Genomic DNA, 22162 nt, shown 5'->3' with positions numbered 1-22162 from the left:
GGGCGCCGGCTGGGGAGCGGGTTCCGGGGCGGGCGGAGCGGCGGCTTCGACCACCGGCTCGGGCGCGGCGGCGGGTTCCGGTGTCGGTTCGGCCACCGGTTCCGAAGCCGGTTCGGCGGGCGCCGCCTCGGCCTTGGCGGGTTCCGGCTCGGCCGGTTCGGGGGGCGTGGCCGGTGCCGACATGGTCTCCTCCCTCATGGCGGGCTCGGAAACAGGCTCGGAAACGGATGCGGGCGCCGGTTGGAGCGCCGGTTCGGGCGCGGCTTCGGCGGTGACCGGCGGCTCCGGTTCGGCGGCGGGCGCCGCCGCTTGGCCGGCGGCCGGCGGTTCGGCGGGGGCGCCGCCGTAGACGTCGTCGATCGTCGGCTTCTTCACCGCCGGAACCTTTTTCGGCTTTATCGCCATGGCGCACCTTCCACCGACATGAGAACGTTTTCGACTTCATCGACCAGCGCCCGGAAGTCGCCCATCGCGGCCGACCCGTAGCTCGGCACGCCGGCCAGCTTGATTTCCTCGAAGCGCACCCGCTCCATGATCTTGGAGGCGAGGACGGGGACGTTGACGTCGACCAGCATCTGCCGGACCACGTCGGTCAGCGTGACGCGCGGCTTCACCCGGTTGAGCACGACGCGGTACGGCAGCGGCCGGCCGCCGCGCGCGGCGGACGTCTCCAACTGCTCGATCACCGTCGTGGTGTCGAGGCTGGGGTAGACATCGTCGAGGCTGGGCTGCGCCGGGATCAGCACGAGGTCGGCGTCGAGCAGGATGGCGCCGTTCTCCTCGGTCAGGAAGCCGGCGGTGTCGACCACCACGACAGCCCCGGCGTCGCGATGCGCGGCGACTCGCGCGCGCAGCTGGTCGATCCCGACGCGGTCGGCGATCAGCGTCTCGAACGGGCAATCGGGAGGCAGGAAGCCGGATTCCGCGCGGTGAATGCCACGCTGCGGATCGGTATCGACCAGCATTACGGACCGGCCGCGCTTGTGCCAGCACTCGGCCAGACAGCGCGCCAGCAAACTCTTGCCCGTGCCGCCCTTGCGGTTGGCGACAACCACGACGGCGCCGCGGTCAACCGCCGGTCTGGCCTTCTTCACCGATACTGCCACAGGTCCCCCTTCCTGCTGCCGACGGTGAAAACACTCCGTGCAGTTCGCAATTTTGTCAATGTCGAGCGATTCGGAAATGTCGCCGCGTGTTTTCCATGGCGCGGCATCAGCTGTTGCTGGCGCTCTGGCGCACGGACTCGCATCGCGCCCGGCGGTTGCTGAGGTAGGTGTCGCGCATGCCTTCGTAGCTGTCGAAGCCCAGCGCCTTGGCCTGCGGGTCCAGTTCGCGCGCGGTGGCGACCTCGGCCGCCAGTTCCACGGTCTGCAACGCCGCCAGCGTCTGCACCGCCGACGCGGACGGCAGCAGCGGGAACACCATGGCCGCAAGGATCGCGTTGGCGATGACCACGTCCACCACCCCGTCGCGCAGCGTGCGCGGCCCGATGAAGGGCAGCACGACGTAGGGTCCCTCGTTGACCCCGCGGGCGCAAAGGACCACGCCCAGGTCGTTGCCGTAAGGTCCGATTCCCCACTGCCCGGCGCGATCGTAGAACCCCAGCAACCCGACGGTGCTGTTGATGGCGAAGCGCGCCGCCGACTGCGATGCCGCCCCCCACTCGCCGGCCGCGCCAGCGGCGAGCATCGACATGGGCTCCTGGACGAAGTTCATCGCCATGTTGTGCAGGCCCTGCTTCAGCGGGGACGGGGGCTCCGGCGCCACCACGGCGGCCGGCTGCACGGCGCCCTTGTCGTCCTCCAAGAACTCGAAGAAGGACTTGTTGAATTCAAAAATGGTGCGATTGTATGCGTCGAGCCAGGATTCCCGTTGCCCCTCGCCCTGTGATGCGAAAGCCGCGCCGGCGGAACCGGACACCAGAAAAACGGCCAGGGCGATGGCCCCCCAATTGCCACGTCCAAGCAAATTCCACCCCCGCATTTCAACCGCGGCGTTTAACCGCGGGGAAAGACTACCACAAACGGATAGGCGGTGAGAACCTAAACGCGACCTGGGCGGGCCTGTCCTGGGCGGGCCTGTCTGCCCGTCAGGCGCCGCCGCGCGGCGCCACGCCGGCGGCGACGGCCATGCGGACGAGGTGGGGCAGGCTGTTGGCCTGCATCTTTTCCATGACGCGTGCGCGGTGGATCTCCACCGTGCGCGGGCTGATCGACAGCTCGTAGGCGATCACCTTGTTGGACTGCCCGCCGACAAGCCCCTGCAGCACGTCGCGCTCGCGCGGGGTCAGCGCGGCAAGGCGCGCGAGCACTTCCGGCGGCGCCGATTCGGCGGGCGGGGGCGGGCCCGATGCCGCCGGAGGATCCGGCTCGGCGCGGGGACGGGAGAGGGCGGTGCGCACGCCGCTGATCAGCGCCTCGTCGTCGAATGGCTTTTCCACGAAGTCCACGGCGCCGGCCTTCATGGCGCGCACGGCCAGCGGAACGTCGGCGTGCCCGGTCATGACGATCACCGGCAGGACGTGGCCGGCCTCGGCCAGCCGCTCCTGCACCTCCAGGCCGCTCATCTCCGGCATGCGCACGTCGACCAGCAGGCAACCCGGCCGGCGCGGCGCGTCGGATTCAAGGAAGGCCGAGGGAGAGCCGAAGCTTTCCACGCGGAAGCCGGCGCACTCCAGCAGGACCTGCAGGGAGTCGCGCACGGCATCGTCGTCGTCGACGATGAAGACGGTGGGTTCAGCGGGCATGCTCCGCTCCCGAATCGGACGCGTCCGCGTCGGCTGCCGGCCGGTCGACGCGTGGTACGGTGAAGTGGAAGACGGTGCCGCCGTCCGGCCGCGCCTCCGGCCACAGGCGGCCGCCGTGCGCGTCGATGATCGAACGGCAGATCGACAGGCCGAGGCCCATCCCCTTCTCCTTGGTGGTCACGAACGGCTGGAACAGTTGCGCCAGCACTTCGTCCGCAAGGCCATGGCCGGTATCCTTGATGCTGACGCAGGCCAGGCCGTCCGGGCCGGGGGCGGTGACGATGGCCAGTTCGCGGTGGGGGGCGTCGGCCATCGCCTCGGTGGCGTTGCGCACGAGGTTGAGCACCACCTGTTGGATTTGGATCTTGTCGATCAGCACCGGCAGATCCTCGGCATGCAGGTCCAGGCCGACGCGCACGCCGCTCTCCTTGGCGCCGACCAGCGCCAGGGCGCTCGCCTCCTCGACCACCTTGTTCAGGCTTTCGACGGTGCGCTCCGTGTAGCCCTTCTCGATGAAGTTGCGCAGGCGGCGGATGATCTGGCCGGCGCGGGTGGCCTGCGCCGCCGCCTTTTCCATGGTCTCCAGCGCCCGCCCCGCCTGCGGGCCGTCGATGTTGCCAAGCAGACGGCGCGCCGCCTTCACGTAGTTGATTACGGCCGTCAGCGGCTGGTTCAGCTCGTGCGCGAGCGCCGATGCCATCTGGCCCATGGCGCTGACGCGGCTGACGTGCAGCAACTCGGCCTGCAGCTCCTGGAGGCGGCGCTCGGTCGCCTGCCGTTCGGTGAGGTCGCGCACGAAGCCGGTGAACAGCCGTCGGCCACCCAGGTTCACCTCGCCCACCGCCAACTCCATGGGGAAGACCGAACCATCGCGCCGCAGACCGGTGACGACACGCCCGATGCCGATGATGCGGCGCTCGCCCGTGCGGTGGTAGCGCTCCAGGTAGGCGTCATGCTCCTCCCGGTAGGGCGAGGGCATGAGCATGCTGACGTTGCGGCCCAGCACCTCCTCGATCCGCCAGCCGAACAGCCGCTCGGCGGCGGGGCTGAACGTTTCGATCCGGCCGCGCTCGTCGATCACGATGATGGCTTCCGGCACGGTGTCGAGGATGGAGGCGAGCCGCGCCTGCCGCTCGTTCAGCGCCGCTTCCGCGCGCCGGCGCTCGGTGATATCGCGTACGATGCCGACGTAGACGGGCGCCTCGGCCTGCGTCGCCTCGCCCACCGACAGCTCCATGGGAAAGGTGGTGCCGTCCTTGCGCTTTCCCTCCACCTCGCGCCCGATGCCGATGATGCGGCGCTCGCCCGTGCGGTGATAGCGCTCCAGGTAGGCGTCATGCTCCTCCCGGTAGGGCGAGGGCATGAGCATGCTGACATTGCGGCCCAGCACTTCCTCGGCCCGCCAGCCGAACAGGCGCTCGCATGCGGCGTTGTAGGTCTGGATGCGTCCCGTGCGGTCGATGACCATCACGCCATCCGGCACCGTGTCCAGCATCGCCTGGAAACGGGACACGAGATCGTGGCCATCATCCCGCCCCTGTTCCGTCACCATCGCCCTCCCGCCGAATCATCGCACGATATCCTTAGAGTAGTTGACCGGGAAAGTGGGTCAACCGTTCAAGCGGGGGGTATGCGACGTCGCATAGCCCGGGAATAGGCCTAGAGGTGGGGCCAGAGCGCCTGCACCGCCATGCAAACCGCCGTGCCGGATCCGACGGACACCAGCAGGTTCCGGATGGCGAGGTGCGCGGCCACGGTGACGGCGGCGCCCAGCGCCTGCGCCGCTTGCACCGGCGGCGGTTCCGTGCCGATCCCCCAGCCCAGAAAGACGATCAGCACCGCCAGCACGGCCGGCGGAAACAGCTCGGCGAACAGGCGTCGCAGCCCCGGGCTGTTCAGCCGGTCGCCGATCAGGAAGGGCAGGAGGCGCGCCGATGCCGTGGCCAGCGCCATCAGCACCGCCGTGAGGAGCACCGTGGCGCTCATGACGCCGCCCTCCGCCGGTCGAGGATCGCGACCGCCGCCAGGGCCGCCGCCAGCACCGGCAGCAGCGTGCCGGCCGTGCCGAACAGCCACGCCCCGGCCGCCGCCACCGCGCCGGCCAGCAGCGCCGCCGACGCTTTCGGCCGGCTGCGCACCTGTTCCAGCAGCAGCACGATGAACAGCGCAGTCAGCGCGAAGTCCAGCCCGCGGACGGCGGCGGGCACGAGCCCCCCGACGGCCGCCCCGGCGGCGCAGCCGATCACCCAGTAGCCCTGGTTCAGCGCCGCGACGCGCCACAGGATGCCGTCGTCCCGACGCGCCGCCGCGTCCGGTGGCATGGCGGCCAGCACGGCGTAGGTCTCGTCGGTCAGTGAGAAGGCGAAGTAGGCCTTGGCGGCACTCCACGACCGGAACCGGTCGAGGAAAGCAAGGCCGTAAATGGCGTGCCGGGCGTTGAGCACCAAGGTCGCCAGCGCGATCTCCACCGGCCCCTGTTCGGCGGCCAGCATCCCCGCCGCCATGAACTGCGAGGCCCCGGCATACACGACGAGGCCGAGCAGCGGTGCGCCCAGCGGTTCCAATCCCTGCTGCACCCACAGAACGCCGAAGGCGATGCCGATGGGCACGTAGCCCACCAGGATCGGCACGCTCAGCACGAAGGCCCGGCGCCAGGGCGAGGCGTCTTGGTCGAAGGTTGTGTCCGTCATTGCGGCGGCTTTCGCGTTTCCTTCCCGATGCCGTCTTCATGGCGGCATCCTGCGCCACAGACAACCCCGCTTACGGCAAGTCTGCCCCCAGGTGCCGATGGACGGCGTCGTGCAGCTGGCGCGGGGTGATCGGCTTGAAGGCGATGCCCAGGCCGTGCGCGGCGGCGTCGCGGCGGCATTCGCTACCCGTCTCGCCGGTCAGGATGATGCCGGGCACGGCGGTTCCGGTGAGGTCACGGATCTTCAGGATCGCCTCCGTGCCGACGCGGCCGTCCCTCAAGCGATAATCGGCGACGACGAAATCCGGCGTCCGTCCGATGGCCTCCAGCCGCGCGATGGCCTGGTCGGTGGAGCCGGCCACCAGCGTCTCGTATCCCCATTCCTCGAACGCCGCCTGCAGGCCCAGAAGCACGATGGCGTCGTCGTCGACCAGCACGGCCAAGCGCCCGTGACCGATGCGGGCGACCTCCGTCACCACCTCCGGCGCCGCTTGGGACGATGCGTCGGCGCGCGGAACGGCGATGGTGAAGACCGAGCCGCGGCCCGGCTCCGACCGCAACTCGACGGGGTGACCGAGCAGCCGGGACAGCCGCTGCACGATGGCCAGCCCGAGGCCAAGGCCGTGCGTGCGGTCGCGTTCGGGATTGCCGAGCTGGTGGAATTCCTCGAAGATCCGTTCGGTTTCGTCGGCGGGAATGCCGATGCCGGTGTCGCGCACCTCGATGTACAGCGTCCCGTCGCCGGCCTCCCGGCAGCGCAGCGCGACATGACCGGATTCGGTGTAGCGGACGGCGTTCTCGGCGAGGTTGCGCACGATGCGCCCCAGCAGCATGCGGTCGCTGCGCACGTGCGCGTCGCACCCCGCTTCGAGCCGGAAGTCGAGACCCTTGCTGGCCGCAATGGGGGCGTACGCCGTGCCGATCTCCTGAAGGAGCGGCAGGAGCCCGAACGCCTCCACCTTGGCCGTCACGGCGCCGGAATCGATCTGCGAGACGTCCAGCAGACTGTCGAGCAGGCTTTTGAGCGTCTCCAAACCGCGTTCCAGCATCACCAGCGTCTCGCGGCCCCGCTCGTCGTGGGCGATGCGGGCGCGCAGTGCTTCGGCGAACAGGAACATGGACTGCATGGGCTGACGCAGGTCGTGGCTGGCCGCCGCCAGGAAGCGGCTCTTGGAGCGGTCGGCCCGCTCCGCCGCCTCGCGCGCCTCGCGCAGGTCGTGCACGTCGCTGGCGCTGCCGATCCAGGCGACGATCCGGCCGTTCAGGCGCATGGGGTTCACCCGGAGGGCATGCCAGCGGTACATGCCGTCGGCGCGCCGTATGCGCATGTCGTACACGTACGGCTCCCCGGCGGCGATCGCCTTGGCGCGCAGGGCCTTCATGCGAGGCTGGTCGTCCGGGTGGATGGCGTCCCAGCGCGAACCTTCCGACGTGTTCTGCCCGGTGTACGCCGCCCAGGAGCCGTTGAAGGCCTCCAGCCGGCCGTCGGGTCCGTTCACCCACATCATCAGCGGGGCGTGTTCGATGACCGCGCGGAACCGCTCCTCGCTGCCGCGCAACACCATGCGGCTCTCTTCGAGCTCGGCGTTGGCGCGGCGGAGATCCTCGTTCAGCGCGGCAATGGTGAGCAGGTCGGCCCGGCTCACCGCGAGGGCATCCTCCGACTCCCGCCGCCGCAAGGCGTCGCGCAGGGTGGCGTTCTCGGCGTCAAGCTCCGCCAGCCGGGTGCGCAGGGCGTCCTCGGACAATGCGCTCGCTCCGGTCATCAGAGCGCGCTGCGCGGGCAGGGGGAAAGGCAGGACTCAAGCAATCGGAATGATATGGGCATAAGACAGGCGATCTATGATCTGCGTTCGTGCGCGTTTTAGACGAATGTGCAGGCGGCTGGACATTATCCTGAAGCCATAGTTGCGCAAAAACATTGTCGGCCGAGCGGCGTTTTGCTCGCGTCTGCCATGCAGGTCCGGCGTCGGCGCGGTGTCGAACCGGGCATCCCGCACGACGAACCATTGATCCCGGCGTCCGGGATCTTTATAGCGTCGCCCCCTTTGGTGCTTCGGGGGAGGGTGTCATGGCGGGTTGCGGTCTTGATTTCGGCACGTCGAACACGACGCTGGGCGTCGGCACGGCGGATGGTGCCCGGCTGCTGCCGCTGGAAGCCTCGCACGCCACGCTGCCCAGCGCCCTGTTCTTCGACTTCGAAACCAACGCCACCAGCTACGGCCGCGCCGCGATCGAGGCCTATGTGGCGGGGGCGGACGGGCGGCTCATGCGCTCGATCAAGTCGGCGCTGGGCACCGACCTGATCGACGCCGACACGGCGCTTCAGGCCCGCCGCATCAGCTTTCGCGCGGTCATCGCGCAGTTCCTGGGCGAGGTGCGGCGACGTGCGGAAGAGACGGCCGGGAGACCGCTGGATGCCGTCGTGCACGGCCGCCCGGTGCACTTCGTCGACGGCGATCCGGCCGCCGACGCGGCGGCCCAGACGGCACTTGAAGACATCGCGCGAAGCATCGGATTTCACGAGGTTTCCTTCCAGTACGAGCCGATTGCCGCGGCGCTCGACTACGAACAGCAGGTGGCGCGGGAGGAACTGGCGCTGATCGCCGACATCGGCGGCGGCACGTCGGACTTCTCCATCGTGCGCATCGGACCGGAGCGCCGGCGGCTGGCCGAGCGCGCCGACGACATCCTGGCCAACGACGGCATCCGCGTGGGCGGCACCGACTTCGACCGCGACCTCAGTCTCGCCGCCGTCATGCCGATGCTCGGCTACGGCAGCCCGATGAAGCGGGCCGGGCTGTTGGCGCCGAAGGGACTGTTCCTCGATCTGGCGACGTGGTCGCGGATCAACTTCCTGTACACCGCCAAGGCACAGACCGAACTGAAGCGGGTCCACCGCGAATCCGACCGGCCGGACCTCATCGAACGCCTGATGGACGTCGTGGAGGAACGCCGCGGCCACGCGCTGGCCATGGACGTGGAGCGCGCCAAGATCGTGCTGTCGGGCTCGGCGCGCACGGCGCTGGATCTGGGCTGGCGGGATGGCGGCGCGCCGGAGGTGACCGCCGACGATCTGGTCCAGGCGACGGGATCACTGGCCGGCCGGATCGCCGCCCGCATCGGGGACTGCCTGCGCCAAGCCGGCACCCCGGCGGAGCGTATCGACGCGGTGTTCCTGACCGGTGGCTCGACCCTGCTGCCGCACGTGCGCGGCGCCATCGTCGGCCTGCTGCCGGGTGCGGCGGTGATCGAGGGCGACACCTTCGGCTCGGTCGGGCAAGGCCTGTCCATCGAGGCCGGGCGGCGGTACGGGGCGTGACGGGAACCTTCCCTTACCCGACAAACAGATCCGGCTCCGCGTCCGGTTCGGACAGGTCGGTGCAGCCGATGCCGATGAGGCGGAAGGGACGGCCATCGGCCACCTGCGCCAGGAGCTGGCCGCCGACCGCGAGGATGGCCTCGGCCGTGCGGGCCGGCGGATCGACACGGCGGGAGCGGGTGATGTTCTGGAAATCGGTGGTCTTCAGCTTGAGCACCACCGTGCGCCCCACCAGTTCCTCGGCCGCCATGCGGCGGGCCACCTTTTCGGCCAGCGGACGCAGTTCCTGCATCAACGCGTCGGGATTGGAGACATCCCAGTCGAAGGTTTCCTCCGAACTGATGCTCTTGCTGGGTCCCTCCGGCTCGATGCGGCGGTCGTCGATGCCCCGGGCAAAGCGGTAGAGCGTGCGGCCCATGGCGCCGTAACGGCGCACCAGTTCGATCTCTTCGCGCTGGCGCAGGTCGGCCACCGTCCGCACGCCCTCCGCCGCCAGTTTCTTTTCCAAAGCCGGGCCGACGCCCCAGAGGATCGACACCTTCTTCGGCCCCAGGAAGTCCAGCGCCTGCGCCCGCCCGATCACCGAGAACCCGCGCGGCTTGTCGAGGTCGGAGGCGATCTTCGCCAGGAGCTTGCAATAGCTGAGCCCGATGGACGCCGTGATGCCAAGGTCGCGCTCGAACCGCTTGGTGATCTCCACCAGCGCCTGGGCGGGCGAGATGCTCAGGCGTTCCTCCACGCCGGTGAGGTCGAGGAACGCCTCGTCGATGGAGATCGGCTCGACCAGCAGGGTGAAAGCCTCCATCAGGCGCCGCGCCTGATGGCCGACCTCGCGGTACTTGCGGATGTCCGGTGGCAGCACGACGGCGTCGGGGCAGCGCGACAGCGCCTCGTGGATCGGCATGGCCGAGCGCACGCCGGACAGCCGCGCCACGTAGCAGCAGGCGGCGACCACGCCGCGATGCTCGCCGCCGACGATCACCGGGCGCGTCGCCAGTTCCGGCCGGTCGCGCTTCTCGACGGTGGCGTAGAAGGAATCGCAGTCGATATGGCCGATGGGCAGCGCGTGCAACTCGGCGTGCGTCACCACCCGCCGGCCGCCGCATTTCGGGCAGCGGGGCGCGGGAGAGGCGAGTGCGGCGGCGCAATCACGGCACAGGGCGGTGGGGGAAGTGCCCGTCATGCCTGACAGTTCAGGCCGCCGGCCCCCCTGCCGTCAAGGGGGCCGTCAAGGGTGTCGCGGGCCGGGTGGCCGGCAGGCAGCGTTGCGCCGGCAGCGTGGCGACCGCGGTGGTGCCTTCCCCCGGCGCGCTGGCGACGTCCAGCCAGCCCTGGTGCATGCGCATGATGGCAAGGCTGATCGGCAGGCCCAGCCCGGTGCCGCCGCGCCGGCGCGACACGGTGCTGTCGGCTTGGTAGAAAGGCTGGAAGATCTTCGGCAGGTGTTCCGGCGCCACGCCGACGCCGGTGTCGGCCACCGTGATGCGGGCGTCGCCAGCCTCGCTGCGCGCCGCCCCGACCCGCACGGTGCCCCCGGCATCGGTGAACTTGATCGCATTGGAGACGAGGTTCAGCACCACCTGCCGCATCAGCCGCTCGTCGGCGCGCACGGGCAGTGGGCCGTCGGGCGTGTCGATCTGCAAGACGACGCCGGCGCTGCGCGCCTGTTCCCGCAGGATGCCCGACGCGCCGATGACGAGGCGGCCGAGGTCGCACTCCGTCTCGTGCAGGAGCATGGCGCCGGCCTCGAGTTTGGACATGTCGAGGACGTCGTTGATGATGGTCAGCAGGTGTTCGCCGCTGGCGCGGATGTCGCGCGCGTATTCGATGCGCAGGGCCTCGTTGCCGCCCGAATCCCCCTGTTCCAGAACTTGGGCGAAGCCGATGATGGCGTTCAGCGGCGTGCGCAGCTCGTGGCTGATGTTCGACAGGAACTCGGACTTCATCCGGTGCGCGCGCTCGGCCGCCTCCTTGGCGTCGGCCAGCCGCTCCTCCGCCTGCTTGGTGGCGGTGACGTCGCGGTGCACGCTGACCATGCCGCCGTCGGGCAGGTCGGCCTGCGTGCTCTGCACGACCCGGCCATTCGGCAGCGCCTGCTCGAACGTCTGCTGGTCCTTGTGCGCGGTCAGGCGCCATGCGATCCAGGCGCGCCGCTCTTCCTCCGTGCCGTTCGGCACCATGACGGCAGCGGCGCGCTCGGCGATCCGGCTGAAGGGAACGCCGGGCGTCAACAGGTCGGCCAAGTGCGGAAACAGCTCCGCGTAGCGGCGGTTGGCAACGACCAGCCGCCGCTCGGCGTCGTAGACGACGAACCCCTCGCTCATCGATTCCAGGGCCTGATCGAGCAGGCGCTTGGATTGGCTCAGCGCCGCAGCCCCGCGTTCCCGGGCGCGCAGATACAGCGTGCCTGCCGCGCAGGCGAGGAGGAATGCCAGCGCCAGACCGGTCGAGGTGGCAAGGATCGTGCGTCGCCGCTCCCGCCAGCCGGCCAGGGCGTCGCTCTCCGGCAATTGGGCGACCATGACGAGGCCGTCGTAGAACGTCTGCGCCATCGCCGCGACGACGGTGCCGCCGGGCTCCGCACCCAGGCGGTCGGTGACGATGGCCCAAGCGCCGTCCGTCGGAAGTTGGCTGGCAATGGAAGGGAGGCGCTGGCCTATGCGCACCGCGTCGTGCGGGCTGCTCATCAGCAGCCGGCCATCGGCCTTCTCCAGCGTCACGCGCAAGCCGGGGGCCGCCTCCTCGGGCAGCACAAGCGCCGCGAGGTTCGGCAGCGGCAACTCCGCCGCGGCCAGAACGGGGCCGTCGCCGTCCAGGCGCACGGAGCGGCCGAGATACAGCGACCACTCGCCCGTCAGCGGGTTGCGCAGCGGCGCCCCCGCCACCAGCACGCCCGGCTGCCCCTGACCGTGCGCCGGCACGAGGTTGTCGTGCAGCCTGGGCGGCCGGCGGCGCGTGGCGTCCAGCCCGGCGGCCAGAACGCGCCCGTCCGGCGCCATCACCATCAGGTCGCGCACCAGGAAGCTCTGGTCGGCCAGCGCCCGCAGGCTGCGGCCGGTCGCAGCCGCGCGCTCTTGCCCTCCGTTGCGCGGCACCGCCACCAGGGCTTCCAGGCCGGACAGCAGCGCGTCGGTCTGGAGCAGGCCGCGGTTGATGTTGGCGGTCGCCCCGGCAAGGCTGCGCACCACCGTCCGTCCGGCATCGGCCAGCGCGTGCCCGCGCTCCCGCTCGATGAGCAGCCACGTGCCGTACGCCTGCGCGGCGAGCACGCCGGCGACGACCAGCAGGGCGGTGGCGGAGGGGCGGGGCAAGGAACGCATGGTCATTCCGGTGCCGCCGGAATGGACAGGAGCGGCCCAAGGCTGGCGTTCCACACCGCGGCGCAGCCGTCGCCGCAGCGCCCGATCCAGCCGGGCAGGACCACCTGGGCGATCAGCGCCCGCGCCCGCGCCGCATCCTCCGACGACACCGGCACGCGGACCATGCGGCCCCGCCGGCCCGACGCGCAGGCCGGCTGGCCGGCGTTGCAGGCCAGTCCCTCGCCCGTATCGTGCTCGGCCGACTCCCAGATCTCGGCCTCCAGGTCGGCGATCTGCGGCAGCAGGAAATCGCGCACGGAGGCCGGAAGGGCCGCCCACGCCGCACCGTTCGCCGCGAAGACGGACAGGCCCCAGGTGACCGCCATCTCATGCACGTGCGTCGTCACCTCGTGCAGGCCGATGCCGTTGCCCGACATGGTGCCGGTGATGGCGCAGTCGACCACGTCGCGCTGCACGGCGCCGACGATCTCGGCGAATGGGGTGACCACGGGGATGGCGCCCAGCGCCTCCACCAGCTCCGCCTGCGCCACGCCGGAGGTGCGGATCCGCCGTCCCTTCAGATCGCCCAGGCCGCGGAAGGGGCGGCGGCAGTACAGGACCTGCGCCGGATAGGCGTAGATGGCCAGCAGCTCCAGGTCGTACCGCTCGCGCAGGAAGCGGCGGATCACGGGACGATAGGCCGCGACGGAGCGGCGCAGCGTTGCGAAGTCGGGGTTGAGCAGCGGCAGGTCCGCTGCCGCCAGCTCCGGATCCTCGGTGGCGAGGCTGAGGATCATGGTGCCGAATGGGACGACGCCCAGGCTGAGCAGGCGCAGCATTTCCTGCCCGCGCAGGCCGCCCTGGTCGAAGGGCAGCACCTCCGCGGTGATTCGCCCGTCGGATCGTTCCTTGATGCGCTTGGTCCAGAACGGCAGTTCGTGCCGGGTGAACTGGTTGACGCCGGCCAGCCCGCCGACCACGCGCAGCCGCGTCTCCGGCAGCTCCGCCGCCATCGCGCCGCCGGACCACAGCGCGGCGAGCGCCAGCCCGACCGCCATTACCACGCACCGGATCCGGACCATGCCCCTGCGCCCCGTGCAGCCCCCGCCATGGACGCGCATGTTCGCACGCTCCCCCGATCGGGGGAACAGCTTATTGGTGTGCCGCCGAGAACCATTTCTCGACATGCCGTTGCGCGCCGCGCGGCACGAAGAGGTGGAAGGCCGGTTCCTCGTCGATCTTGACCAGCAGCACGTGCAACTGCGCGAACGCGCACAGCGCCGAACGGCCGGCCGGAAAGACGCGCGGGTGCAGGTCGAGCGCGCACCCCTTGGCGAGCAGGTCCAGGGCGCCCGGCCCGGCGATCCGGTAGGTGAGGCGCGTGTCGCTGACGTCCACCGCCGTGCCGGCCGGCCCCACCGCCGCGCGCAGGCGGGCCGTCAGGTCCGCGATGCCGTCCAGCGGCGCCTCCACCAGCCAGGAGGTCGGCTGCAGCCAGTACAGGCTGACGGGACCGAGCACCGCCCTGTTGGGGTCGGCGGGCGGCGCGAAGCCCAGCACGCCGGCCACGGCGTCGCGGAAGGTCGGATCGTCCGGCCGGCCGCGCAGGTTGATCTTGCCGGACAGCGGCAGCAGCGACACGGCGTCAGCCATGGAGGCGTTCCCCCTGCGGATCGTAGAAGGCGGGCGGCACCACGGTGGCCTGGATGCGTGCGCCGCCGGCCATGACGGTGACGGTCTCCCCCAAGCGTGAACGCCCGGCGCGCAGCATGGCAAGCGCCACCGGGTGGCCGAGCGCCGGGCTGAGCACACTGGAGGTCACGTGCCCGTCGCTGCCCTTTGCGCCCAGGATCTGCCCGCCGACCGGCAGCACCGTGGCAGCGTCGGCGGAGTGCAGGCCAACCAGCTGGAAGCGGTCGGGATCGACGGCCGCCGGGCGGGCGAGGGAGCGGCGGCCCATGAAGTCGGCCGCCTTCTTCGCCACGCCCTTGGCCATGCCGATGTCGTCGGGGAGCGTGGTGCCGTCGGTGTCCACGCCGACGTGGATGAAGCCCTTCTCCAGCCGCAGCACCAGCAGCGATTCGATGCCGATCGGCGTGATGCCGTAGGGCGCCCCCACCTCCAGGATTTGCCGCAGGAACGCCTCGGCGTGGCGGGCGAGGATGGAGATTTCGTAGCTCAGCTCCCCGGTGAAGCTGACGCGCGCCACGCGGGCCGGCAGGCCGGCCACCATGCCCTCCCGGAAGGCGAGGTGCGGGAAGGCGTCCGGCGCCAGATCGATGCCGGTGCCGAGGTCGCGCAGCAGGTCGCGCGCCTTTGGGCCTGCCAGCGTCATCACCGCCCATTGCTCGGTCACCGGCACGACCCAGACGTCGAGGTCCGGCCACTCGCACTGCAGCCACTCCTCGAAGATCAGCGGCACGCGGGCGGCCATGCCGCTGGTGGTGCCGACCAGGAAGCGGTCTTCGGAGATGCGGGTGACGACGCCGTCGTCGATGACGACGCCGTGCTCGCTGGCCATGACGACGTAGCGCGTCTTGCCCACCGGGATGGTGGAGACGGTCTGCACATACATGCGGTCGAGGAACAGGGCGGCGTCGCGCCCGCTCACCTCGATCTTGCCAAGCGGCGAGGCGTCGAGGACGGACACGCCCTGCCGCGTCGCCAGCACCTCGCGTCGGATGGCCTGCTCGGCGGATTCCCCGGGCCTCGGGTAGAACTCCGGCCGCCACCAGGGGCCGAAGTCGGCGAAGTGGGCGCCCAGGTCCACGTGCACGGCCTCGGCCGGCAGGCGCAGGCGGGGGCGGTACAGCTCGCCGCGTGCCGCGCCGGCGATGGCGCCGAAGCTGACCGGGTCGAAGGGCGGACGGTAGCGCGTGGTGCCGACCTCCGCCGGCTCGCGCCCGGTCTGCAGGCCCATCAGCGCCAGCGCGATGACGTTCGACGTCTTGCCCTGGTCAACGGCCATGCCGAGTGTGGTGTAGCGCTTCAGATGCTCGACCGAGCGGTAGTTCTCCCGCGCCGCCAGAGCGATGTCGGCGCTGGTGACGTCGTTCTGCAGGTCGACCCACGCCTTGCCGGGGCCGGGGACCTGCCAGAGCGCCGCCGGACGGCCGGAGTCCTCGGGCACGGCCTTTGGCGCCTCGCCCACCGGTCCCGTCAGCCCGACGGCCTCGGCGGCGCGCACCCCGGCCGCGAAGCCGCTGGCCAGCGCCTCGGCGGTGGTCGGCTTGCCCGCCGCGGCGCCGGCCATGGAGACGGAGGCCGGGCCGGTGCCGGGCAGGAAGGCGACGGCCTCGTCGCTCCAGTCCAGCTTGCCGCCGCTCTGCGCCCACAGGTGCACGGTCGGCGTCCAGCCGCCGGAGACGGCCAGCAGGTCGCAGGGCAGGTACTCCGCCGGCCCGTGGCCGGACATCGGCGCCACCTCGACCGAGCCGATCCAGCCACGCCCATGCGTCGCCGTCACCACCGTGCCGGGCAGCACGCGCAGCCCCTGCCGGCGCGCCTGCTTGACCAGCGGCCCGGCCGGATCCGGGCGGGCGTCGACGATGGCGGACACCGCCGCACCTTGGCGGGCAAGGTCTAGGGCGGTGGCGTAGCCGCCGTCGGTGCCGGTGAACACCACCACGCGGCCGGCCGGCGCCACGGCAAAGCGATTGGCGTAGGCGCGCACGGCGCCCGCGAGCATCACGCCCGGCCGGTCGTTGTCGGCGAAGGCCACCGGCCGTTCGATGGCGCCCTGGGCGAACACCGCACGGCGGGCGCGGATCTTCCATAGGCGCTGGCGGGCGCCGTGCCGTACGCCGGGGGATAGATGGTCCTGTCGCCGCTCGGCGGCGGCGAAGAAGCCATGGTCGTAGGCGCCGAACACGGTGGTGCGCGGCAGCAGCGTGACGTCGGGCAAGGCGGCCAGTTCGGCCAGCGTCTGCGCCACCCACGCCATGCCGTCCCGCCCGTCGATCTCCGCCGGTTCCCACAGCAGCGAGCCGCCGAACTCCCGGTCCAGGTCGGCGAGGATCACGCGCGCGCCGGCCCGCCCGGCGGCCAGCGCCGCCGCCAGCCCGGCCGGGCCGCCGCCCACCACCAGCACGTCGCAGTGGGCGTGGCGATGCTCGTAGCTCTCCGGATCGGGTTCGGCCGGCGCCTTGCCCAAGCCGGCGGCGCGGCGCACGAACGGCTCCCACGTGCCCCAGCGCGGGCGGATGAAGGTCTTGTAATAGAAGCCGCCGGGCAAGAAGCGTCCGAACAGCGATCCGGCGACCCCGGCCAAGTCGACGTCCACCGACGGCCATGCGTTGACGCTGGCGGCCTCCAGGCCGTGGTACAGCTCGACCAAGGTCGCCTTCAGGTTCGGTTCGGCTTGGGCGCCGGTGCCGACGGTGACAATGGCGTTCGGCTCCTCCACCCCGGCGGCGAAGACGCCGCGCGGGCGGTGCAGCTTGAAGCTGCGCCCCACCGTCCGCACGCCGTTGGCCAGCAGCGCCGAGGCCAGCGTGTCGCCCGCGAAGCCGCTGAAGGGGCGGCCGTTGAAGGTGAAGTTCAGCGCGTCGGCGCGGTCGATGCGCCCGCCTGTGGGAAGGCGGCGGAAGGGCGGGGTCATTCCGCGACCTCCGGCTTCGGATCGGTCATGCGGTAGACCGCCTTGATCTCGTGGGTGACGGTGTCGCGCGCCACGTTGAACCACTGCTGGCAGCCCATGCGATGCAGCCAGCGCTCGAAATGCAGGCCCTTGGGGTTGTCGCGCTCGAACAGGTAGCGGCCCCATTCGGCGTCGCTGGACTCCAGCGCCGGGCGGGCGATGTGGCTCTGGCCGCCGCAGACGAACTCGGCTTCGTCGCGCGGGCCGCACCAGGGGCAGGGGATCTGCATCATCTCGCGGGCTTCCTCAATGCGCGATGCCGGCCGCCGCGGCCTCGTCGATCATGCGGCCGGTGGTGAAGCGGTCCAGGCCGAAGGCCGCGGTCAGCGGGTGCGGCCGGCCGGTCGCCAGCAGGTGGGCGAAGGTGAACCCGCCGGCCGGGATCGCCTTGAATCCGCCCGTGCCCCAGCCGCAGTTCAGGTACATGCCTACCACCGGCGCCGGGCCGATGATCGGGCTCGAATCGTGCACCACGTCGGTGATGCCGGCCCACTGCCGCATCATGCGCAGCCGGCGCAACCCAGGGAACATCTCGCAGAAGCCGGCCACTACGTCCTCCGTCGTGCGGAAGCTGCCGCGCTGGGCGTAGCTCGGGAACAGGTCCAGTGCGCCGCCCACCACCACCTCCCCCTTCGGCGACTGGCTGACGTAGACGCCGGTCGAGGGGGAGAGGACAACGGTGTCCAGCACCGGCTTCACCGGTTCCGACACCATGGCCTGCAGTGCGTAGCTGGTGATCGGCAGGCGGAAGCCGGCCATACCCGCCAGAACGCCGGAATGGCCGGCGACCGCCAGCCCGACCTTGCCCGCCCCGATGAAGCCGCGCGTGGTGTCCACGCCGGTCACCCGCCCGTTCTCGATGCGGAATCCGGTGACCTCGCAGTTCTGGATGATGTCGACGCCGCGGCGGTCGGCGGCGCGGGCGAAGCCCCAGGCCACCGCGTCGTGGCGCGCCATGCCGGCGCGGCGCTGGATGAAGCCGCCAAGCACCGGATAGCGCGCGTCCGGACCCCAATTCATGGCCGGCAGCAGGTCACGCACCTGATCGCGGGTCAAGATCTCCGCGTCGATGCCGTTGACGATCATGGCGTTGGCCCAGCGCGCCACGGCGTCCAGGTCGTGCCGGCTGTGCGCCAGCGTGACGATGCCCTGCTGGCTGAGCATGACGTTGAAGTTCAGGTCCTTCGAGAGGCCTTCGTAGAGCTTCAGCGACAGCTCGTAGAACGCCGCACTCTCCGGGTACAGGTAGTTGGAGCGGACGATCTGCGTGTTGCGTCCGCTGTTGCCGCCGCCCAGCCAGCCCTTCTCCAGAACCGCCACGCGGGTGACGCCGTGTTCCTTGGCCAGATAGTAGGCGGTGGCGAGGCCATGCCCGCCACCACCGACGATGACGACGTCGTAGTGCGGCTGGGGTTCCGGCTCGCGCCAGGCCGGCCTCCAGCCGGTGTGCCCCTTCAGGCCCTGGCGCAACAGGGCGAACAGCGAATAGCGGTCTGCGCTCACGGCCGCACCCTTCATCGGGGATCCTGGGAAGGGACGGTAGCGCGGGGCAAGCGGCGATTCAATACAGGACTGTATGGTCGGGCCGAGCCGTGCCGGCTCGGCCCGCGGCCGTCCGTATCATGCCTTCGCAGGCCGAAGGAGGAGCTTCAACTCCGCCCCCGTGCGGCCGGCGGTGAGGAAATGCTCGTCACGAACCTCCTCGAAGAAGACCCAGACGTGCGACGGGTCATGACCCAGGTTCTCCGCCACCACGCGGTTGACGGCCTCCAACGTGCGGCGGATCGCGTCGGGGGGGGTGGCCTTCGGTCGTCTTCACGGTTACCAGCGGCATGCCATTCCTCCTGAGTATCAATAATGGACTCAGGATAGCAAGGCTGGGTCCGGATTGCAAACCCTGATAGGCTGTCGGTATGGAAAAGGACTCACCCATGGTCGACCGCGTTCCGGTCGAGGAATGCGGGCTTGCGCGCGCCCTGGCCCTGATCGGCGATCGATGGACCCTGCTGGTGCTGCGTGAGGCGTTTTACGGGGTCCGTCGGTTCGAGGAGATGCGGACCGACCTCGGCGTGCCACGGACGGTGCTGAGCGACCGCCTTGCCGCCCTGGTGGACACTGGGCTGATGCGGCGCGAGCCTTATCGAGAGCCGGGGCAACGAACACGCTACGAGTACCATCTCACCCGGAAGGGCACGGACCTGCTGCCGGCTCTCGTCGCGCTGATGCAGTGGGGAGACCGGCACCTGGGCGGCGGCGAACCTCCGCTCGCGCTACGGCACACCGGCTGCGGGGGCGCCATCCGGGCCGCGCTGGTGTGCGAGCACGGGCACATCCTTGCTGATCCGCGGGAACTGGCGGCCGCGCGGAACAGCAAGAGTTCCGCGTAGACCCCGCTGAACGGAACGCCCGTGTCGACTACGACCATCCGCGGCTTGCCACCCGGGAAATCGGGAGCTAAGGCTGTGGCGAGGATCCGTATCTGGAGGTTTCGCCGTGCGCTTCTCACCGCTCGTGGACCGTGTGGCCGGCAAGGGGGCCGGGGCGTGGCGCATCCATTGGGAGGCGCTGCAGCGCAAGGCGTCCGGCCGCGAGGTCATCCTGCTGACCGTCGGCGATCCGGACCAGCCGCCGCCGGCCGTGCTGATCGACGCGACGGTGGAATCGCTGAAGCGCGGGCATACCGGCTACTCACCCATCGTCGGCTATCCCGAGGTGCGCGCCGCCGTGGCCGCCCGCCACGCCGCGCGCACGGGCCAGCCGTGCACGGCCGACAACGTGGTGGTGGTGCCGGGTGCCCAGGCCGGCCTGTACTGCGCGCTGCAATGCCTTGCCGGTGCTGGCGACGAGGTGGTGGCGCCGGAACCGATGTACGCCACCTACGAGGCGGTGGTGGGCGCGACGGGGGCCCGCCTCGTCAACGTGCCGCTTCAGGCGGATCGGGGCTTCCACCTGGACCTGGACACGCTGGCGGCGGCGATTACGCCGCGCACGCGGGTCCTGTGGATCAACACGCCCCACAACCCGACCGGCGCGGTGATGACGCGCGGGGAAGTGGAGGCGGTGGCCGAACTGGCCCGTCGGCACGACCTGTGGGTGCTGTCCGACGAGGTGTACGCCGAACTCGCCTTCGACGGCGGGCACACGAGCCCGTGGTCGTTGCCCGGGATGGCGGAGCGCACGGTGGTGGTTTCCAGCCTGTCCAAGTCGCACGCGGCACCGGGGCTGCGCTTCGGCTGGATGGTCGGGCCGCCGGAGCTGTCCGGGCATATGTACAACCTGCTGCTGTGCATGCTGTACGGTGGCCCGCCGTTCGTCCAGGACGGCGCGCTGGCGGCCCTGAAGGCCGACCCGCCGGAGGTCGCCGCCATGCGCGCCGATTACCGGCGCCGCGCGGCGCTGCTCAGCGGAATTCTGGGCGATGCGCAGCACTGCCGCACGGCGATGCCGGAAGGCGGCATGTTCGTGCTGCTGGATATCCGCGGCACCGGACTGACCTCGACCGCCTTTGCCGAGCGACTCCTGGAGGCGGAAGACGTCGCCGTCCTGCCGGCCGACGGCTTCGGCCCAAGCGCCATCGGCCACCTGCGCATCTCGCTGACGGCACCGGACGCGGTGCTGGAGGAGGCGGGCCGGCGGATCGTGCGGTTCGCGGGCGGGCTGGCGGGGTAGAGGATCACCCCTCCGGCACGTCGTGCCCGGCCAGCACCTTGAAGTAGGTAGGGAACAGCGCCTCGCGCAGCTGCCGGCTCTCGACGATGCCCAGCGCGTAGTAGCCGACCTGGTGGTAGTAGGTGACGCGCGCCCGCACCTCGGCCTCGGTGTCGGCGTAGCCCATGGCGGCGAAGATGCGGCGCAGCACGTCGGTGCGGGCGGCATCGGCCTCGCGCACGAGGCGTGCCACCGGCTTCGACGTGCGCGCCCAGTCGCGCATGGCGGAATCGAGTGCCGGGTCGAAAGCGCCGCCGCCGAGCCAGATCCCGAAGAAGCGCTTCAGGCGCAGCACCGGCTCCTCCTGGCCGTCGAGGACGTGCAGGAAGGGCTCCACGTTGGCGTTCCGCCAGTCCTCCAGCAGCGTGTCGAGCAACTCGGCCCGGCTCTTGAAGTGCCAGTAGAAACTGCCGCGGGTGACGCGCAGCCGGGTCGCCAGCCGATCCACCTTCACCTCGGCCACGCCGCCGTCCACCAGCGCCGTGCGTGCGGCGGCGATCCAGTCGGCGCGGCCGAGCCGTGCGCTCGCCTGCACCTTATCCGGTACCGTATCGGCCGTCTTCGCCATGCTTCCCCCGCCCTGGCACCTTGACGCTGTGGAACCGGCAGTTCCATGCTCTCCTGTACGGTGATAGCAAAAAACGGGAGGGTGGCATGAACCGGAAAGCGTTTCTGGGTGCGGCGGCGCTGGCGCTGCTGGCGGCGGGTCCGCTCCAGGCGCAGGACATCACGATCGCCGTGGTCGGTCCGATGACCGGCCCCAACGCGACGATCGGCGAGCAGATGAAGCGCGGCGTGCAGGCCGGCATCGACGAGGTCAACGCCCGGGGCGGCATGCAGGGCCGGAAGCTGAAGATGGAGGTGGGCGACGACGCCTGCGACCCCAAGCAGGCGGTGGCGGTCGCCAACCAGCTCGTGAGCAAGGGCGTGCAGTACGTGGTCGGGCACGCCTGCTCCGGCTCGTCCATTCCGGCGGCGGCGGTGTATGGCGAGAACGAGGTGTTCATGATCAGCCCCGCCTCCTCGAATCCGACCTTTACGGACGAAGCGGCGAAGAAGGGCTGGACCACCATCATGCGCACCTATGGGCGCGATGATGCCCAGGGCACCTTCGTCGGCAAGTGGCTGGCCGAGCAGTACAAGGGCAAGCGCATCGCCGTGCTGCACGACAAGTCGGCCTACGGCAAGGGCCTCGCCGACGAGGTGAAGAAGGCGATGAACGCCGGCGGCCTGCGGGAGGTGGTCTATGAATCGATCACCGCGGGCGAGAAGGACTTCTCCGCCGTCGTCACCAAGCTGAAGCAGGAGAAGGTGGACCTGATCTACCTCGGCGGCTATCTGGCCGAGGCCGGGCTGCTGATCCGCCAGTCGCGCGAGCAGGGGCTGAACGCCACCCTGATGACCGGCGACAGCATGGCGAACCCGGACTTCTGGAAGATCGCCGGCCCGTCCGGCGAGGGCACGATGATGTCCTTCCCCAAGGAGCCGCGCAACAGCCCGGCGGCCAAGGACATGGTGGCGAAGTTCAAGGCGCAGGGCTTCGATCCGGAGGGCTTCACCCTGTTCAGCACCGCCGGCGTGCAGACCATCGCCGCCGGTGCCGAGCGCGCCAAGAGCCTGAAGCCGGTGGACATCGCCAAGGCGCTGAAAACCGGCCAGCCGGTCGACACCGTGCTGGGCCCGCTGGCCTTCGATCCGAAGGGCGACGTGAAGGACCCGGCCTATTCGCTGTACGTCTGGCGCAACGGGTCATACAGCG

The 22162-nt window shown here is 70.6% G+C and carries 21 protein-coding genes; 4 read left to right on the top strand and 17 right to left on the bottom strand.

The features are described from left to right. From VED21_RS05795 to VED21_RS05760, 8 genes are all read right to left on the bottom strand, one after another. A partial coding sequence (locus VED21_RS05795; protein ID WP_324881374.1) for a hypothetical protein occupies nt 1–405 on the bottom strand: 405 nt, incomplete at its 3' end. Further along, nucleotides 396–1106 carry a ParA family protein gene (locus tag VED21_RS05790; protein ID WP_324881373.1) on the bottom strand — a complete coding sequence of 237 codons (711 nt, stop codon included), beginning with the start codon at nt 1104–1106 and terminating at the stop codon, nt 396–398. The genes VED21_RS05790 and VED21_RS05795, both read right to left, overlap by 10 nt. Nucleotides 1107–1212: 106 nt before the next feature. Beyond that, on the bottom strand, nt 1213–1983 hold the full coding sequence (locus VED21_RS05785; RefSeq protein WP_324881372.1) for an MlaA family lipoprotein: 771 nt from the start codon (nt 1981–1983) through the stop codon (nt 1213–1215). 106 nt (nt 1984–2089) lie between these two features. Continuing rightward, nucleotides 2090–2746: a response regulator FixJ gene (gene fixJ, locus VED21_RS05780; protein ID WP_324881371.1), complete on the bottom strand. Its 657-nt coding sequence runs from the start codon at nt 2744–2746 to the stop codon at nt 2090–2092. Further along, nucleotides 2736–4298 carry a PAS domain S-box protein gene (locus VED21_RS05775; protein WP_324881370.1) on the bottom strand — a complete coding sequence of 521 codons (1563 nt, stop codon included), beginning with the start codon at nt 4296–4298 and terminating at the stop codon, nt 2736–2738. Before VED21_RS05775 ends, fixJ begins: the two co-directional genes overlap by 11 nt. 107 nt (nt 4299–4405) lie before the next feature. Beyond that, nucleotides 4406–4732 (bottom strand): branched-chain amino acid transporter permease, encoded by a 327-nt coding sequence (locus tag VED21_RS05770; protein ID WP_324881369.1) that lies wholly within the window; start codon nt 4730–4732, stop codon nt 4406–4408. Beyond that, nucleotides 4729–5436 (bottom strand): AzlC family ABC transporter permease, encoded by a 708-nt coding sequence (locus tag VED21_RS05765; protein WP_324881368.1) that lies wholly within the window; start codon nt 5434–5436, stop codon nt 4729–4731. The genes VED21_RS05770 and VED21_RS05765 overlap by 4 nt, the downstream gene beginning before the upstream one ends. 70 nt (nt 5437–5506) lie before the next feature. Next, nucleotides 5507–7183: an ATP-binding protein gene (locus tag VED21_RS05760; RefSeq protein WP_324881367.1), complete on the bottom strand. Its 1677-nt coding sequence runs from the start codon at nt 7181–7183 to the stop codon at nt 5507–5509. Nucleotides 7184–7506: 323 nt separating this feature from the next. Here VED21_RS05760 and VED21_RS05755 point away from each other — a divergent pair, with 323 nt between their 5' ends. After that, nucleotides 7507–8757, top strand: coding sequence for an Hsp70 family protein (locus VED21_RS05755; protein WP_324881366.1), 1251 nt, complete (start codon nt 7507–7509; stop codon nt 8755–8757). 13 nt (nt 8758–8770) lie between these two features. Here the strand turns inward: VED21_RS05755 and VED21_RS05750 are convergent, their stop codons facing one another. From VED21_RS05750 to VED21_RS05715, 8 genes are all read right to left on the bottom strand, one after another. Beyond that, nucleotides 8771–9940 carry a DNA polymerase IV gene (locus VED21_RS05750; protein WP_324881365.1) on the bottom strand — a complete coding sequence of 390 codons (1170 nt, stop codon included), beginning with the start codon at nt 9938–9940 and terminating at the stop codon, nt 8771–8773. A 10-nt stretch (nt 9941–9950) separates the two neighbouring features. Next, the gene (locus tag VED21_RS05745) at nt 9951–12077 is read right to left on the bottom strand and encodes an ATP-binding protein (protein WP_324881364.1); all 2127 of its coding nucleotides are present in this window, start codon (nt 12075–12077) and stop codon (nt 9951–9953) included. A gap of 2 nt (nt 12078–12079) precedes the next feature. Continuing rightward, entirely contained in the window at nt 12080–13138 is a 1059-nt protein-coding gene (locus VED21_RS05740) for a TRAP transporter substrate-binding protein (protein ID WP_324881363.1), read from the bottom strand. Between the two features lie 70 nt (nt 13139–13208). After that, entirely contained in the window at nt 13209–13709 is a 501-nt protein-coding gene (locus VED21_RS05735; protein WP_324881362.1) for a sarcosine oxidase subunit gamma, read from the bottom strand. After that, nucleotides 13702–16656, bottom strand: a complete 2955-nt coding sequence (locus VED21_RS05730) for a sarcosine oxidase subunit alpha family protein (protein ID WP_324881361.1) — start codon at nt 16654–16656, stop codon at nt 13702–13704. The genes VED21_RS05735 and VED21_RS05730 overlap by 8 nt, the downstream gene beginning before the upstream one ends. Then, a complete protein-coding gene (locus VED21_RS05725; protein WP_324881360.1) occupies nt 16653–16928 on the bottom strand; it encodes a sarcosine oxidase subunit delta in 276 nt (91 codons plus the stop codon). The genes VED21_RS05730 and VED21_RS05725 overlap by 4 nt, the downstream gene beginning before the upstream one ends. Before the next feature lie 13 nt (nt 16929–16941). Continuing rightward, nucleotides 16942–18198, bottom strand: coding sequence for a sarcosine oxidase subunit beta family protein (locus tag VED21_RS05720; RefSeq protein ID WP_324881359.1), 1257 nt, complete (start codon nt 18196–18198; stop codon nt 16942–16944). 117 nt (nt 18199–18315) lie between these two features. Further along, complete coding sequence (locus VED21_RS05715; RefSeq protein WP_324881358.1) at nt 18316–18468, bottom strand: tautomerase family protein; 153 nt, start codon at nt 18466–18468, stop codon at nt 18316–18318. Between the two features lie 158 nt (nt 18469–18626). On the opposite strand from VED21_RS05715, the gene VED21_RS05710 reads away from it, so the two are divergent. Next, nucleotides 18627–19082 (top strand): helix-turn-helix domain-containing protein, encoded by a 456-nt coding sequence (locus tag VED21_RS05710; protein WP_324881357.1) that lies wholly within the window; start codon nt 18627–18629, stop codon nt 19080–19082. A 106-nt stretch (nt 19083–19188) separates the two neighbouring features. Next, nucleotides 19189–20364 (top strand): pyridoxal phosphate-dependent aminotransferase, encoded by a 1176-nt coding sequence (locus VED21_RS05705; protein ID WP_324881356.1) that lies wholly within the window; start codon nt 19189–19191, stop codon nt 20362–20364. Between the two features lie 4 nt (nt 20365–20368). On the opposite strand, the gene VED21_RS05700 is transcribed toward VED21_RS05705, so the two are convergent. Beyond that, nucleotides 20369–20971 (bottom strand): TetR/AcrR family transcriptional regulator, encoded by a 603-nt coding sequence (locus tag VED21_RS05700; RefSeq protein WP_324881355.1) that lies wholly within the window; start codon nt 20969–20971, stop codon nt 20369–20371. Between the two features lie 86 nt (nt 20972–21057). On the opposite strand from VED21_RS05700, the gene VED21_RS05695 reads away from it, so the two are divergent. After that, nucleotides 21058–22162 (top strand): branched-chain amino acid ABC transporter substrate-binding protein (locus VED21_RS05695; RefSeq protein ID WP_324881354.1); only part of this gene is annotated, 1105 nt, incomplete at its 3' end.

The sequence above is a fragment of the Azospirillum sp. genome, assembly GCF_035627195.1.
Taxonomy (GTDB): Bacteria; Pseudomonadota; Alphaproteobacteria; order Azospirillales; family Azospirillaceae; genus Azospirillum.
Note: the sequence above shows the minus strand (reverse complement) of the source record. Positions and strands in the feature narration are given on the sequence as shown.

What these genes read in the sequence shown, in the direction of transcription:
- VED21_RS05785 (WP_324881372.1), bottom strand. Translation starts at nt 1,983, where the DNA reads ATGCGGGGGTGGAATTTGCTTGGACGTGGCAATTGGGGGGCCATCGCC.
- fixJ (WP_324881371.1), bottom strand. Translation starts at nt 2,746, where the DNA reads ATGCCCGCTGAACCCACCGTCTTCATCGTCGACGACGACGATGCCGTG.
- VED21_RS05775 (WP_324881370.1), bottom strand. Translation starts at nt 4,298, where the DNA reads ATGGTGACGGAACAGGGGCGGGATGATGGCCACGATCTCGTGTCCCGT.
- VED21_RS05770 (WP_324881369.1), bottom strand. Translation starts at nt 4,732, where the DNA reads ATGAGCGCCACGGTGCTCCTCACGGCGGTGCTGATGGCGCTGGCCACG.
- VED21_RS05765 (WP_324881368.1), bottom strand. Translation starts at nt 5,436, where the DNA reads ATGACGGACACAACCTTCGACCAAGACGCCTCGCCCTGGCGCCGGGCC.
- VED21_RS05755 (WP_324881366.1), top strand. Translation starts at nt 7,507, where the DNA reads ATGGCGGGTTGCGGTCTTGATTTCGGCACGTCGAACACGACGCTGGGC.
- VED21_RS05750 (WP_324881365.1), bottom strand. Translation starts at nt 9,940, where the DNA reads ATGACGGGCACTTCCCCCACCGCCCTGTGCCGTGATTGCGCCGCCGCA.
- VED21_RS05745 (WP_324881364.1), bottom strand. Translation starts at nt 12,077, where the DNA reads ATGCGTTCCTTGCCCCGCCCCTCCGCCACCGCCCTGCTGGTCGTCGCC.
- VED21_RS05740 (WP_324881363.1), bottom strand. Translation starts at nt 13,138, where the DNA reads ATGGTCCGGATCCGGTGCGTGGTAATGGCGGTCGGGCTGGCGCTCGCC.
- VED21_RS05735 (WP_324881362.1), bottom strand. Translation starts at nt 13,709, where the DNA reads ATGGCTGACGCCGTGTCGCTGCTGCCGCTGTCCGGCAAGATCAACCTG.
- VED21_RS05730 (WP_324881361.1), bottom strand. Translation starts at nt 16,656, where the DNA reads ATGACCCCGCCCTTCCGCCGCCTTCCCACAGGCGGGCGCATCGACCGC.
- VED21_RS05725 (WP_324881360.1), bottom strand. Translation starts at nt 16,928, where the DNA reads ATGATGCAGATCCCCTGCCCCTGGTGCGGCCCGCGCGACGAAGCCGAG.
- VED21_RS05710 (WP_324881357.1), top strand. Translation starts at nt 18,627, where the DNA reads ATGGTCGACCGCGTTCCGGTCGAGGAATGCGGGCTTGCGCGCGCCCTG.
- VED21_RS05700 (WP_324881355.1), bottom strand. Translation starts at nt 20,971, where the DNA reads ATGGCGAAGACGGCCGATACGGTACCGGATAAGGTGCAGGCGAGCGCA.